Below are 14,569 nucleotides of genomic sequence, written 5' to 3'. Positions count from 1 at the left end.
TGACTCATACATAGGCATACACTAATATTTTTCTAGCTGAAGTTTTTTTCTAATCTAAAAATATAGTGAGGAGAATTCATGATGTTGATAGGATATATATTCCTCACGATTGCCATATGTTCGGAATCGATAGGAGCAGCCATGCTGAAAGTATCTGATGGCTTCAAAAAGTGGAAGCCAAGTGCTTTGGTCGTTATTGGCTATTCCCTCGCCTTTTATATGCTGTCCCTGACTTTAAACCATATTCCCCTGAGCCTCTCCTATGCGACTTGGAGCGGGGCGGGCACGGTGCTGACGACAGTGATCGGAGTAAAATGGTTCAAGGAAGATCTGAATGCCAAAGGGCTTATCGGGATTCTTTTATTACTATCAGGGGTCGTGTTACTTAATTGGCAGTAAAGGAGTGATGAAGATGAGAGGATTGCTTTATTTGGCTCTCGCCATTGTATCTGAAGTGTTTGGGAGCACGATGCTGAAGCTTTCAGAAGGATTTACACAAGCCTGGCCCATTGCCGGAGTCATAGTCGGATTTCTTTCTGCTTTTACGTTTCTAAGCTTTTCTTTAAAAACAATTGACTTATCAAGCGCGTATGCAACATGGTCGGGCGTTGGTACCGCGCTTACAGCAATTGTCGGGTTTTTGCTTTTTGGCGAAACCATCAGTTTAAAAGGTGTATTCGGTCTCACGCTTGTCATTGCAGGCGTGGTCGTGCTAAATCAATCGAAAGCCCACGCTGAAGATAAAAAACAGACGGTCTGTGAGTGACCGTCTGTTTTCTTTATTCTCCACCCAGTTTCACAGAGGCTTCAAGCTGCAGCTCGACATTTCCTTGAATTGCACGCGAAATCATGCATGACGCCTCCGCTTTTTTACAAAGCTTGTGAGCCAATGCGACGTCATCTTGTGAAGCATCATGTTTAAGCACGACAGAGGGACGGTGAATGATCTTTTTGTATGTAAAGACTCCTTTTGTGACGTCGACAATGCCTTCTGACTCCATCTGTAAGTCTTCTTTTTTCAGCCCGCTTCTCTCCATCATCGCCGCAAGTGTAATAATGTAACAGGTCGCTGCCGCCCCGAGAAGCATTTCATCTGGGTTGGTCCCTTCTCCCGGGCCATCCATTTCTTTAGGAATGGAAATCGATGTGATCAGGTTTCCGCTTTCAATCGTACCGACATCATTGCGGTTACCCGGCCAATTCGCTTTTAAATAAAAATGATGATCTGCCATTGTTTTGCCTCCTTTTTTATCCTATTTCAGTCTACTGATTTTCTCTTATTTTGTCTGCTGATCTGCTTGTTACGAATACTCTTTTTCCAGGACACCTTTGATCGCACTGACATAAGCATAAAATTCACTATTCTTTGTGTATTTTCTATTTTTATAATAAAAATCATCAAAAAATGCTTCTCTCTGCTCACGGCTGATTTCCAGCTGGATACTTAGCCCCGTTTCCCCTTGGTTATTAATGTTTTCGGCATTCAATCCAGCAAGACCGCTTTTAGACGACGCTAACTCAGCGGAAAACCCTCTCCGCTCAAGGGCTCTCACAATCATTTTCGCCCGCTTTCGGTCTGTTCCCCCTACAAGGGTATTCTTGTTCTCCCCTTTATATCCGTGAAAAGCCACCACATATTGATGCTCCTTGATTTTCTTTTTTGCCAATGGCTCATCAAAATTGGTGCTTGTAATGTGCAGCGTTTGGTTATCGTGGGACTTCAACCCTTCAAACAGGTATGTAGAGTATTCATTATTGAAATAACGCACAAGCTCACTTACTCCGCCTTCAATTCTTCCGCCATGCGGAGACATAATTAAGACTTTGCTTCCTTTTTTCTCATTATATGAAATATCGTAATCGGCTGGGCTCTCATTCTCTGCCAAGCTGCTAAAATTTGAATATGTATCTGGCTGATTTGATGGTTCAGGTTCCAATGAGTAATGAACATATCTCAAGAACAAGACAATGGCTAAGACTAATATGACATTTAGTAAAAATCTTCTCATGTTTAACTCCTTTCATAAGAATGGCGCGGTTCATTATATGAGGTTTAGCCAATAGGTTTTATCTTACCATTGTATACACAATATCATCAGTGAAAAAGTTCCCGGTTTCAAAAAATCAATTGATTGTCACGGTTATTAGCGGTTCATTTCAAATAAGAGTGAAAAAAGGTTGAGAGGAAAGACAAAAAAGGTAGGAACAACCTCACTTGGCAAATAAATGTATATAGGTTTAAGGAGGGTTTTAGTAACAGGCTGCCCGATTGCTGAGACGGACAGCTGTTACCGGCCTGCAGAATAGAGATTTTGCTTATTTGTTCTCACAAAGTCACAGGAGAGGATAGAGTCCAATAAAAATGTTCTGATCTGTTGTTTCGAAAAACAAAATGCTTTGATTTTCGTTTTGCTTTTCTGTCTTACAATAATCGTTCTTTTACTAATCGTTCCGTCTTTCTTCATATATAATGCTGATTGGCATTTGGCTTTCCAATGATCGGTGCAAGTAGAAATTCATACGGTCGCTCTCCCTTTCCCAGTTTGATATGATCACATTATAATACGAACAAACGTTCCTTATCAATCCCCAATGATTTCCTCAACTTCTGAATCTATCGTATCTAATGCGAAAGATTCAGAAAAACAAACTCTTGTCTGTCTCTTACAGAGGACAAACAAACTTACAAAACCTATCATCTGTTCATAGAGTATACAGAGAACCTTATAATAGGAGGAAAATACATGTTTGGGTACTCTATGGTACAAATGGTGAGAGCAAATGCTCACAAGCTAGATTGGCCGTTACGGGAAACCGTATTGCAGCTTTACAAGCCCTTCAAATGGACTCCTTGCTTCTTGCATAAATTTTTCGAAACCAAATTGCAAAACAGAAAAAAAATGTCAGTCATTATCGAATTTGAGGAAGGCTGTCACGAGACCGGCTTTCAAATGGCTGGAGAGGTGCTGCAAAAAGAAAAACGCAGCAAGCTAAAAAGCCGCTTCAACAAAATCAACTGCTGCAGCGCGGAGGTTACTCCTTCAGCATTACATTCCCTTCTCTCTGAATGCAGCAATATCCGTAAAGTGTATTTAAACCGCGAAGTCAAAGCGCTTTTAGACACGGCAACCGAAGCAAGCCATGCGAAGGAAGTCGTCAGAAACGGGCAAACCCTGACAGGAAAAGGTGTTACTGTCGCTGTTGTCGATACAGGAATCTACCCGCATCCTGATCTAGAAGGCAGAATTATCGGATTCGCGGACATGGTCAATCAAAAAACAGAGCCGTACGATGATAATGGTCATGGCACACACTGTGCAGGTGATGTCGCAAGCAGCGGTGCATCCTCTTCCGGTCAATACCGCGGACCTGCACCGGAAGCCAATCTCATCGGTGTAAAGGTATTAAACAAGCAGGGTTCAGGAACGTTAGCAGATATTATAGAGGGTGTTGAGTGGTGTATTCAATACAATGAGGACAACCCCGATGAACCGATTGATATTATTAGTATGTCGCTTGGGGGCGATGCCCTTAGATATGATCATGAACAGGAAGATCCGTTAGTCAGAGCGGTTGAAGAAGCGTGGAACGCAGGGATTGTCGTCTGTGTCGCTGCCGGAAACTCAGGCCCTGATTCGCAGACCATTGCAAGCCCGGGCGTGAGCGAAAAGGTGATTACAGTAGGTGCGCTTGACGATAACAATACTGCAAGCAGCGATGATGATACTGTCGCTTCCTTCTCAAGCCGCGGCCCGACAGTATACGGGAAAGAAAAGCCCGATATTTTAGCGCCGGGTGTTAATATTATTTCCCTTCGCTCTCCGAATTCTTATATTGATAAGCTCCAAAAGTCAAGCCGTGTAGGGTCTCAGTACTTTACAATGTCAGGAACCTCGATGGCAACACCAATTTGCGCAGGAATCGCAGCTTTAATTCTTCAGCAAAACCCGGATCTTACCCCTGATGAAGTAAAAGAGCTTTTGAAAAACGGCACGGACAAATGGAAAGATGAAGATCCGAATATCTACGGAGCGGGCGCTGTCAACGCAGAAAATTCCGTTCCCGGCCAATAAAAAGCACCAAAAAGCCGGCAATTCTCTCTCAGCAGAACTGCCGGTTTTTTCATTTGAATATTCATAATAATAAGGTAAAATAATGGAAAATAGATGAAGGAAGTGAAGAAAGTGCCATATTATATCTGCAATACATGCGGTGTGCAACATGCACAGACTGTAGATCCGCCCAACTCGTGTCTGATTTGCGAGGATGAAAGACAGTATATTCATCCCGATGGACAAAGTTGGACAACCCTTGAAGACATGCTTGAGAAAGGAAACCTTCAAAACATCCTTAAAAAGGAAGAAGAGCATCTTTACAGCATCAAAACTGAACCAGAGTTTGCGATCGGACAAACAGCCCATCTTATCCAGCATAAGGGCTTCAATGTGCTGTGGGATTGTATGACATATCTTGACCAAAAGACAATTGACCAAATCAACGAATTAGGCGGTATTCAAGCCATCGCCTTGTCTCATCCGCATTATTACTCTACTCAGGTTGAGTGGGCTGAAGCATTTCAGGCCCCGATCTATATCCACGAGGATGATAAAGAATGGGTGACAAGGCCAAGCAATCACATTCACTTCTGGTCAGGGGAAACGCTCAATATGAAGCCGGGACTGGACCTTTACCGACTGGGCGGACATTTTAAAGGCGGTGCTGTTCTGCATTGGAGCAAGGGCAATGAAGGGAAAGGCTGTCTATTGACCGGAGATATAATTACGGTTGCGGCGGACCGAAACTGGGTCAGCTTTATGTACAGCTACCCAAACCTCATTCCCCTTCCCGCCTCCAAAGTTGAAGAAATAGCAGCCAAAGTAAAACCGCTTCAATTCAACCGGCTTTACAATGCTTTTTCTAAAGTTGTCAAAGAAAATGCCGGCGAAGCGGTCCAGCGTTCTGCCGTACGCTATATCAAGGCTCTCAACAGCGAATTGTTTCATACATAAAGAGTGAGGCGGCTCTTTTCCGTGTAAAAGATGCAGCAATTGGGAATAGTATCGTGTAGATCAAAAGGAGGAATATTGATGGCACACACGAATACACAGCTTTCTCAATGGCTGGAATCAAAAGTCGGCCAGACGCTTGATATTAGAAAAGGTGAATTGACCCATGATGAAGAGATATCAGACTTGGATCAGATTGTTCTCCACCTTCAAAAAGTGGCTATACGCAGTACGAATCATCCTGATGATTATGTTGCGAAAGAAGAGCTTGTTTTAGAAGGCGAAGGAACAACATTCACTGAGGACGGAAACGTACCGCTTCCGCAAAATGCCTATGAGATTCCTTTATTAGGTGAAATACATATTCACCAAGAAAACGAAGGATTGAAGGTCATAACAGATCGTGCAGTATATACAATTGATATCCAGCACAGCTGACAATCACTTTCATCAAAATAATACAGCGTAGCGCCTTTGAGCTTTCGTTCAAAGGCGCTGCTTTATATCGAGCCGTTTTTTCACTTTTTTCGTTCTTCACCCTATTGAATGACGCCTAAAATAGATATATAGTTTTAGAGACAGGATTATATTTCAAATCATTCTGTTTTTTGTAAACTAGTTCAGCAATTTGATCCATCTATTTACCCTATTAGGCGAGGAGAATGCAAATGGAAAAATTGATGTTTCATCCGCATGGTAAAGAGTTTCATCACAATCCTTTTTCAGTTTTAGGACGATTTAGAGAGGAAGAGCCCATTCACCGATTTGAATTAAAACGGTTCGGAGCCACATATCCGGCCTGGTTAATTACCCGATACGATGATTGTATGGCCTTTTTAAAAGACAATCGAATTACAAGAGACGTAAAAAATGTGATGGACCAAGAACAAATCAAAATGCTCAACGTTAGTGAAGATATCGATTTTGTATCCGATCATATGCTGGCAAAAGACACACCTGACCATACCCGCCTGAGATCACTTGTTCATCAAGCATTTACTCCCCGAACCATTGAAAATCTGCGCGGCAGCATTGAACAAATTGCTGAACAGCTTTTAGATGAAATGGAAAAAGAAAATAAAGCGGATATTATGAAATCCTTCGCTTCCCCTTTGCCTTTTATTGTTATATCTGAATTGATGGGAATCCCAAAAGAAGATCGGTCACAGTTTCAAATCTGGACCAATTCGATGGTTGATACCTCTGAAGGTAATAGAGAGCTGACAAATCAGGCCCTTCGTGAATTTAAAGATTATATCGCCAAGCTGATCCATGACAGAAGAATAAAGCCAAAAGACGATTTAATCAGCAAACTTGTGCATGCTGAGGAAAACGGCAGCAAGCTAAGCGAAAAAGAGCTTTATTCGATGCTGTTCTTGCTCGTTGTAGCCGGCCTTGAGACAACTGTTAACTTACTCGGCTCAGGCACACTCGCATTGCTGCAGCACAAGAAGGAATGTGAGAAGCTCAAGCAGCATCCTGAAATGATCGCTACAGCGGTTGAAGAATTGCTGCGATACACCTCACCTGTCGTTATGATGGCAAATCGGTGGGCCATCGAAGACTTTACATATAAGGGGCATTCGATCAAAAGAGGAGACATGATTTTTATAGGGATCGGATCTGCCAATCGCGACCCGAATTTTTTCGAGAACCCCGAAATATTAAATATAAATCGGTCGCCTAACAGACATATTTCTTTCGGTTTTGGCATTCATTTCTGCTTAGGAGCGCCTCTTGCCAGGCTGGAAGGCCACATTGCATTTAATGCACTTCTGAAGAGATTTCCTGATATTGAACTTGCGGTTGCACCTAATGACATTCAATGGAGAAAAAATGTCTTTTTAAGAGGATTAGAAAGTCTCCCTGTTTCACTTTCAAAATAACATTCAAAACGCCCCCTTTTAAAAGAGGGGGCGTTTGTGTTTTCTCAGCGCTTCACCAATTCATCTGTTTCTTTTTCTTCCCTCGCTTCATGCTTCTTCCGGAAAGCCTTAAGGAAATTCGCATTCACTACTCCCCTGTTTGAATAGAGCTTTTCGCAAAATTCTAACATGGCTGTTGACGCTTTCGGTTCGGTTAATATCATGAAGTGGTTGCTTGAATCGACATCCACCAGGTGGAAATGGGGAATTTGCCGCTCCCATTCCTCCCAATAGGCAGCTTGATCAAACGGTTCTTTTTCATTTGATAAAGTGAAATAAGTGTCTAAATCACCAAAGAAAGACCTGCTTTTGTTGCGGAAATAATAACATTTTACCGTCTCAGGATCAGGGAGAGGCTTAACAGTGTACGACTCCAAATCATAGGCGCGCTGTGTTTTCATCATTTGCTGAGCCTGCGCACGTATTTGCTTATCTGGTTTGTTTAGCCCTCGTTCTTTTGCCAAGTCAATCAACTCAGACAGGAATTCTTCATCCTCTAAGCTTATGTCCACCTCTTCACGGCTGATGAGAACATCCGTAAGCTTTTCCCATTTCGCAATCGATGCCAGCATCGTATTAATTGTTTGCAGCATTGACGTTTTCATAGATGCCTCATTCTCTTTTGTCTCAGAACGATATGGGGAGTCAATCATCACCATGCTTTTGACAGCAAGGCCTTGGCTTTGCAGCTTTCGAGTGACTTCATATGCAATCATCCCGCCTAAGGAATATCCGCCTACATCATAAGGACCTTCAGGCTGTATGGATCGAATGATCTCTATATAATAGGAAGCCATTTGTTCAATTCCGTGCAAAGGAGCAGAATCAGTCATGAATCCTCTGGCTTGAATGCCGTAAAAAGGGCGCTGGCTCTTTTGTGCAAATTGCTGATAGATTTCAACTCCTCCTACTCCGCCATGGAACCAAAAGACAGGGCGCCCCCGCTTGCCGTCATTTAACGGTATCAATTCCGGAAACGTGCGAGCTTGATCATTTTGTAAGGATGTATCCTCCTGTTTCTTTGCGATCAAGTCCATCATGTCCTGAACAGTATGGCATGCTTGAAGCTCCGTCAAGGCAATGAGAGGGTCCACCTTTGATTGCAATTGCTGTAATAACTGTATGCAAGAAATTGAATCAAATCCATACTGCTGCAATGGCTTATGAGGCTGCAGTTCATCCGGAGCCATCCCTAGTACATTTGCTAATATGTGATGATCGCTGCTGTTGTTGATACGCTCATCCTGTGAAACAGAAGGCGTATTCTCTACTGCTTGAAAACCGTTCCAGCAGCTTCTCTTTTCAAATGGATAGGTTGGCAACGGTATTCTGCGGGCACCTTTTCCTTGATAAAGCTTCTCCCACGGGATTTGCACCCCTTTTGTCCAGCAAAACGCGATCTTTTCAAGGTTGTTTTCAGACAACAAAGTCTCGATCACCATTTCTCTTAATGGACCATCCAGCAAGGCTTCGAGATCTGACGAGCCATTTTCTGCATTTCCGCTAAAGACAGGTACAGAACTCTTCGGCTTATCGCCTTTTTCTGCTAAGCAGGCTTGCAAGCCGATTACCAGTTCTTCTTTACTGCGGACGACGAGCGCCAGGCGGTCTTCCATTTCCTCTCGGCCGGTTTGGAGTGTATAAGCATAATCTTGTAATGACAGTTCTTGTTGTTTATTCACATAGTCAAGCTGCTGTTGAACAATTGCTTTTAGCCTGTCTTGATTCTTTGCAGAAAGAACTACAATGTGGGCACCATTCTCACTCATACTAACCGGTGGTTTTGGTAAAGGAATATATTCTTCTAAAATGACGTGCGCATTTACGCCTCCAAAGCTATAGCTGTTGATACTCGCTCTGCGCGGAATTTTTTTGCCCGCATCGTCACTTAAATCCCTCCATTGCTGATTCTCGGCAGTCACTCGGAAACGGGTGCCCTTTAATGACACCTGGTCATTCAAAGACGAAAATCCGGATATGCCTGGTATTGTTTGATGCTTCATCGCCATGCTGACCTTCATAAGAGCAGCCATGCCTGAGACGAGTTCACCGTGTCCGATGCTCGGCTTTAAGCTGCTGATATAACATGGCGCTTCCTCCCGTACTTCCTGTGGAAGTTCCCATTCGAGCTGACTGCAGCCTGACTTTAACGCCTCTATTTCTATCGCGTCTGCCAATGGAGAGGCGATCCCATGCGCTTCTATATAGGTCACCGTTTTGGGATCAATCTGCGCTCCTTGATAAGCCTTCAGCATTGCATCCTTCATGCCGGCCGGATTTGGCGCGTGAAGTGACATTCCCCTGCCGCCATGCGATACACCTGAACCTTTAATAACCGAATAAATATGATCAGAATCTTCAATGGCTTTTTGCAATGGTTTAATGATGAGAACTCCTGCTCCTTCACTTCTGACAAAGCCATTTGCATCTGATTGAAAGGATTTGGCCTGTCCTTTCTCACTCAAATAGCCCATTGAGTCAAAGCCAATAAAGCCTTTTGGTGAAAGCAGCAAATTCACAGCCCCGACAATGGCTTGCTCACATTCGCCGTTTCGAATGGATTGTATAGCTCTGTGCAAAGCCACTAGAGCTGAGGAACAGGCAGCTTCATAATATTCACTTGGCCCTTTTACATCAAGTGCATAGGATATACGGTTTGGAATTAGGGAAGGAACCACAGCTGTATCCGTATTGCCGGCTGCGACAAATACTCCTGTCGGGCGGCTGGATACAACCTGCCCTGTTAAGCCTGCATCTTCCATCGCCTTCCATGCATGTATCAAGAGCAGAAACTCCTGTGGGTCCATATTCGCCGCTTCTTTAGGCGATATGCCAAAAAACAGGGGATCAAACTCACCTATTCCTTCTATAAAACCGCCCCATTGAAGGCTTGATTGCCCTTCCTTATCGGCTGCGGCATATTTGCGCCAGTCCCAGCGTTCTTTCGGCACTTCAGAGACACAGTTCTTTCCTTGGATAAGGTTATCCCAAAATTCCGTTACGCTGTTTGCTTTCGGAAACTGTCCCGACATGCCGATAATGGCTATGCCGTCTGCCGCGTGTTCGATTGTTTTATCCGTGTTCGTCTCGTATGCCGGAATCTGTTTCATTTGGTTTTCGATTTGAGCTGGGCGTTCTTCCTGCTGATGAGCTTCACCAAACAGCTGAGCAAAAGATGCTTCATGTTTGTCCGCAAAAAAGTCGATTAACTCTTGAATAGTCGGATATTCAAAAAACAGAGTCGGATTTAATTCGATCTTTGTCTCTGCTTCCATCTCCCTTGTCAGTGCAACCAATTGAGAAGAATCAATTCCAAAATCCATGATATGCGCTTTTGCAATTGACAATTTTGACGGATCGGCCATGTATACTGCCAGTTTATCTGTTACATAGCTTCTGATACGATCTTTCAGATTGCTGGCTTTGATGGCCTTATTTTGATTTCCTCTTTGATTCGAAATACGAAGCTGTTTAAGCGAGTAGCCCGAGTAGTGCAGCACTGTTTCTGACGACTCATTGATCACATCTACATCAAACAGCAGCATGTCACCTGTATTCTTAACCAATGTAATCAAAAGCCAGCAATCCCCTTTTATCGTTTGCTTTGTAAACTGGATATCATTGATTCCAAACGGCAGGAAGCCGCCTGTCATGTCAAACTGCTCTAAGAAACTGAGGGTAGCCAAGTACGCGCTGTTTGTCATCAATGGGCTTACAGTGTAATGGTGCCCGTTTGCCAGCCCGCTTTGGGGCAGGCGAATTTTTGCCAGTATAGACTTGTGATCTCTGTAGAGATGAGTAATTGTCTTAAATAACTCTCCCCATTCAGGACCGTTTCCGGTTTTATACATCTGATCGATGTGATGAAGCTTAGTTAATGAATGCTTAACGTTCTCGATATTGACTTTTTTGGGCTCAAAAGAACCGATTCTGCATTGTCCGATTGCGGCAGGCTTCCACAAACCAGAGGACGGCTCGCGATACATGATTTGCAGTTCTATGACTTGATCTTTTTGCAGCGGCTTTGCCTGAAGTTCAATGGTCTCGCCTTGTTTGATGACAATTGGACTGGTATAACTTAATTTGCTGATACGGCCGCTGTTTTCCTCAGGGAACAGGTTAAAAAATGCTTCAATGGCCAGACTGCCATATGTGGCACCGACAAGCACCCGTTCATTGTTGAAGACGTGTCCTTGAACGTAAGGCTCATCATAAGTGAATTGATCTTGAATGACCGGCTGATTGATATTGTCTTCAACATCTGACGATTTCTCATTGATAGACGATACATCGAAATGAAATGGTGTATTATGGTCAAATGCATAGTGAGGCAGATGAACCCAGCCTGTTCGGTTCCCTATATCAGCTTCTTTAAAAGCAATCGATGCCCCTTGTGCCCATTGCTCTGCTGCGTTTATTTCTCTATCCCTAGATGCTGATTCCGCACATGGCTGTAAATCGAATGATGTATAGATGCCTTGCTGGAGTGAGCTTTCTCTTGATGTTCGGAACACCTTTAGTTTTTCGATCAGCTCTTGAGTCGATGTCACTGTAAATGCAGCCCTATGCTCTAAATTATGGTTTCTCCTGTGTAAAGCCTGTACAACGGGTTCAATATCCAGAGAAGCTTCCTTCTCTAAAAACAATTGCATATTTTCTAGATAGCTAAGCAGGCTCCATTTTGTTTTGGCTGAAAAAACGGCAGTGAATTCCTGCTGGCGGAGAGCGATATGTTCTTTCTCAGGGGCCGTCTCCATATATTCTTCTATAATAAGATTGGCATAGGCTCCCCCCGCTCCGAAGGAATTGATCATGCTTCTGCGAGGCAATTGTTTTCCAGTTTCAGGATCATTCAAGCGATGCCATGGCTTTGTTTGTTCCTGAAGATAGAAAGCCGTGTGCTCCAGCTTAATATTTGGATTGACAGGCAGCGCGTTAATTGTCGGCACCAGCGTCCCTTTCTTCATCTGCAGCAGCACTTTTGTCAGCTGAGAAATACCGGAAGCCGCCTCTAAATGCCCCAGATTGGATTTGACAGAGCCTATTGCACAAAACTGTTTCTTGTTTGTATATTGTTGAAACGCGTTTGTTAAGGCAATTACTTCAATAGGATCGCCCAGCGCCGAACCATTTGCCGCCGATTCAATATAGCCGATAGTCTCTGGATCAATGCCCGACTGCTGAATCGACTTGACAATTAACTTTGCTTGCTGCTTCGGGTCCGGAGCTGTATACATCTGTCTTCCGCCGCTATGGTTGGCAAAACTGCTTTTGATCACAGCGTAAATATGATCCTGATCTTCCATCGCCTTCGAAAGCGGTTTTAACAGGACAGCTCCGACGCCTTCCCCGGGAATAAGCCCGTTTCCTGTGCCAAAACTTTTGCTTTGATTGCCGCTTCCCAGCAGATTGGCACGCTCCAAAGAATCATATTTAGAGAGATCGAGTGTTAAATTGACGCCTCCAGCAATCGCCATTGAGCAGTTTTTCAATTTCAGGCTTTCACACGCAAGATGTATGGCGTTTAATGAACTAGAGCATGCTGAGCTGACAGCGATACTCGGTCCGGTCAGGTTAAAAAAGTGGGAAACGCGATTTGCAATGTGCCAGTCTCCCCCATTTGAGCTGAGGACTGCCTGCTCTAAAGATGGGATATTCCAAAAATACTGGTTATACATATTCCCTATAAAAACACCTACTCCGTCATCATCCCGCAATTTATCCAGCCGGGTTCGCGTATAGCCGCCGTCCTCAAACGTTTCCCAGACGGTTTCTAAACATAAACGGAGTTCAGGTGTCATTTCCATCACCCGGTTTTGCTCCACCTCAAAAAGCTGATGGTCAAATGCCTCTATATCTTGTAAAAATCCGCCATAGCGTTTCTTATTTGCCGGCTTTTTTGCATCTTTTGATAATGTTTTCAATAAAGATGTGCGCCATCTGGATTCCGGTGCCTCTGTAATACAATTGTCTCCGGCGATTAAATGCCCCCAAAGCTCTTCTAAACTGTTAGACATCGGATAGCGCCCGCTTACCCCGATTATTGCGATATCTTCTGTACTAGAATCATTAAAATGTATTCCTTGCAAATTACTTGTCTTTTCTTTTTTTGGTGGTTCGGTATTTGCTAGCTGAGTTTCCGTGACTTCCTGCTCTGTAACAAAGCGGCGTGTATGAAAAGTAAATGGCTTATTAGGATCTGTACGCTCTGTTTGAAGTGGAGCTTCATTTTTTGCAGGCTTCGTTTTTTCCTTTAACAATGCTGTCCGGAGCTTATTTTCATGCCCCTTTACTAAATATTCGACGAGTTCTTTTGTGTTGTTATGTTCAAATAAAATGGTTTTTGGAAGCTCTCCCGTCACTTTTTCTAATTCACGAATGAAATTCACCTGCAAAATCGAATCAATTCCATACTTCTCAAATGTCGTATCTTCGTGAATACGTTCTGGTGATAGTTTGATTGATTTTGCCAGCGTATGCTTCACAAATTGTGCCGTTTGTTCGATGAGAGAATCGCTTCCCTGTGAATGATCGATTTCAGCATTCATTTGTATATGGCTTGGATCTTCTTCTGCCTCCGTTCTCTTCTTTTGACGGACGACTCCGTTACTTTCAGCGGCAATGATCTGCTGGCCGAGCTGATGCGATTGTTCAGCCATAAAGGAAACATAGCGAAATCCTTCACTCTCAAGCACCGTTTTCCAAGTATCCGGATACAGGCCCGGACAGCCCGGTATGCGGAGATCAGGATCCTCATACAGCCACCAGCCCTCTAAAAGGCCGAACGTCAAATGCGAATATATATTATGATCACTTATTTCATTTAAAAGGAGCAGCCCGTTTTTTTTCAAAACTGCTTTTGCATTTCGCAATGTCTGCCGGATATTTTTTGTGGCATGAAGCACATTTGCCGCGATGACCGCGTCGTAGCCTCCCGCATCAATATGCTGTTCAGACGCCGGCTCCTCGACATTAAATCGTTTATATGTCAAATATGGATTGTCAGGACCATACTTATTTTCTGCATGCATTAAAAAAGCTTTAGACAGATCTGTATAACAATATTCTTTTATATGTGTCTGCCATGCTTTCAATTTTTGAAAAACAGCCGCGCTTGTCCCACCGGTCCCGGCTCCGATTTCTAATATTCGAATCTTCGCCTCAGGCTCTTGCTTCAGACGTTCTTGCAGATAGGCTGTTAACGTATCTGCAAGAACATCATTAAAATAGTCTGCGACTTGATTGTTTTTATAGATCCCTTCTACTAAATCCATAGATGAATTCGGAAACAGGATATCGGTGGCTGACGCCTTGCCGGTCAGAATCTCCGGCAAGGCTTTAAGTGCTGTCTCCACCAATGTCACCATGGCTTTCATATTATGATCTTGAAGCAGGTCAGATTTTTGTTCATTCCATTCTTTCCACAGCTCGCTCATGGTGCCTATTGAGCGTGTTGGAACATATCCGTTCTCCGTTAGCTTGAGAAATTGATGCCGTTCTAAAATCGATTGGCTTTCTTCAAACCATCTGCCATAGAAATTCTCCAATACCGGCTGGGATTTACTTTCTGTGAAAAACCCTATGGACTGTAATTGTGCGAAAAGCATTTTACAGAGAATGTCTTCTGTGTTCAGCATT

At 43.5% G+C, this 14,569-nt stretch carries 9 protein-coding genes and 1 pseudogene; 6 read left to right on the top strand and 4 right to left on the bottom strand.

The window, feature by feature from the left end:
• Nucleotides 1-81 precede the first annotated feature (81 nt).
• Together ebrA and ebrB are read left to right on the top strand one after the other, a co-directional pair.
• Entirely contained in the window at nt 82-399 is a 318-nt protein-coding gene (gene ebrA / locus NYE49_RS09335) for a multidrug efflux SMR transporter subunit EbrA (RefSeq protein WP_015483253.1), read from the top strand.
• A gap of 13 nt (nt 400-412) precedes the next feature.
• Nucleotides 413-766: a multidrug efflux SMR transporter subunit EbrB gene (gene ebrB / locus NYE49_RS09330; RefSeq protein ID WP_014476870.1), complete on the top strand. Its 354-nt coding sequence runs from the start codon at nt 413-415 to the stop codon at nt 764-766.
• Between the two features lie 13 nt (nt 767-779).
• On the opposite strand, the gene NYE49_RS09325 is transcribed toward ebrB, so the two are convergent.
• The 3 genes and pseudogenes from NYE49_RS09325 to NYE49_RS09315 all read right to left on the bottom strand — a co-directional run bounded on the left by NYE49_RS09325 (nt 780) and on the right by NYE49_RS09315 (nt 2,520).
• The gene (locus NYE49_RS09325) at nt 780-1,232 is read right to left on the bottom strand and encodes an OsmC family protein (RefSeq protein ID WP_342410998.1); all 453 of its coding nucleotides are present in this window, start codon (nt 1,230-1,232) and stop codon (nt 780-782) included.
• 69 nt (nt 1,233-1,301) lie between these two features.
• The gene (locus tag NYE49_RS09320) at nt 1,302-2,009 is read right to left on the bottom strand and encodes a poly-gamma-glutamate hydrolase family protein (RefSeq protein WP_003245758.1); all 708 of its coding nucleotides are present in this window, start codon (nt 2,007-2,009) and stop codon (nt 1,302-1,304) included.
• Nucleotides 2,010-2,288: 279 nt separating this feature from the next.
• A pseudogene (locus NYE49_RS09315) lies at nt 2,289-2,520 on the bottom strand (hypothetical protein).
• Nucleotides 2,521-2,744: 224 nt separating this feature from the next.
• Between NYE49_RS09315 and aprX the strand changes: the two are divergent.
• The 4 genes from aprX to NYE49_RS09295 all read left to right on the top strand — a co-directional run bounded on the left by aprX (nt 2,745) and on the right by NYE49_RS09295 (nt 6,892).
• Entirely contained in the window at nt 2,745-4,073 is a 1,329-nt protein-coding gene (gene aprX, locus NYE49_RS09310) for a serine protease AprX (RefSeq protein WP_042975826.1), read from the top strand.
• 111 nt (nt 4,074-4,184) lie between these two features.
• Entirely contained in the window at nt 4,185-5,009 is an 825-nt protein-coding gene (locus NYE49_RS09305) for a hypothetical protein (RefSeq protein WP_327846391.1), read from the top strand.
• 78 nt (nt 5,010-5,087) lie between these two features.
• A complete protein-coding gene (locus tag NYE49_RS09300; protein WP_015383717.1) occupies nt 5,088-5,444 on the top strand; it encodes a hypothetical protein in 357 nt (118 codons plus the stop codon).
• A 230-nt stretch (nt 5,445-5,674) separates the two neighbouring features.
• Nucleotides 5,675-6,892 (top strand): cytochrome P450, encoded by a 1,218-nt coding sequence (locus NYE49_RS09295; RefSeq protein WP_342410997.1) that lies wholly within the window; start codon nt 5,675-5,677, stop codon nt 6,890-6,892.
• Nucleotides 6,893-6,936: 44 nt separating this feature from the next.
• Here the strand turns inward: NYE49_RS09295 and NYE49_RS09290 are convergent, their stop codons facing one another.
• Nucleotides 6,937-14,568, bottom strand: coding sequence for a beta-ketoacyl synthase N-terminal-like domain-containing protein (locus tag NYE49_RS09290; RefSeq protein WP_342410996.1), 7,632 nt, complete (start codon nt 14,566-14,568; stop codon nt 6,937-6,939).
• Nucleotide 14,569 lies beyond the last annotated feature (1 nt).

It is taken from the genome of Bacillus sp. FSL L8-0358, assembly GCF_038593095.1.
In the GTDB taxonomy this organism is placed as follows: Bacteria; Bacillota; Bacilli; order Bacillales; family Bacillaceae; genus Bacillus; species Bacillus subtilis.
This window is presented reverse-complemented; position numbering and strand designations above follow the sequence as displayed.

Excerpts from the sequence above, each read along its gene's own strand:
- ebrA (WP_015483253.1), top strand. The coding sequence starts at position 82 with ATGTTGATAGGATATATATTCCTCACGATTGCCATATGTTCGGAATCG.
- ebrB (WP_014476870.1), top strand. The coding sequence starts at position 413 with ATGAGAGGATTGCTTTATTTGGCTCTCGCCATTGTATCTGAAGTGTTT.
- NYE49_RS09325 (WP_342410998.1), bottom strand. The coding sequence starts at position 1,232 with ATGGCAGATCATCATTTTTATTTAAAAGCGAATTGGCCGGGTAACCGC.
- NYE49_RS09320 (WP_003245758.1), bottom strand. The coding sequence starts at position 2,009 with ATGAGAAGATTTTTACTAAATGTCATATTAGTCTTAGCCATTGTCTTG.
- aprX (WP_042975826.1), top strand. The coding sequence starts at position 2,745 with ATGTTTGGGTACTCTATGGTACAAATGGTGAGAGCAAATGCTCACAAG.
- NYE49_RS09300 (WP_015383717.1), top strand. The coding sequence starts at position 5,088 with ATGGCACACACGAATACACAGCTTTCTCAATGGCTGGAATCAAAAGTC.
- NYE49_RS09295 (WP_342410997.1), top strand. The coding sequence starts at position 5,675 with ATGGAAAAATTGATGTTTCATCCGCATGGTAAAGAGTTTCATCACAAT.
- NYE49_RS09290 (WP_342410996.1), bottom strand. The coding sequence starts at position 14,568 with ATGCTGAACACAGAAGACATTCTCTGTAAAATGCTTTTCGCACAATTA.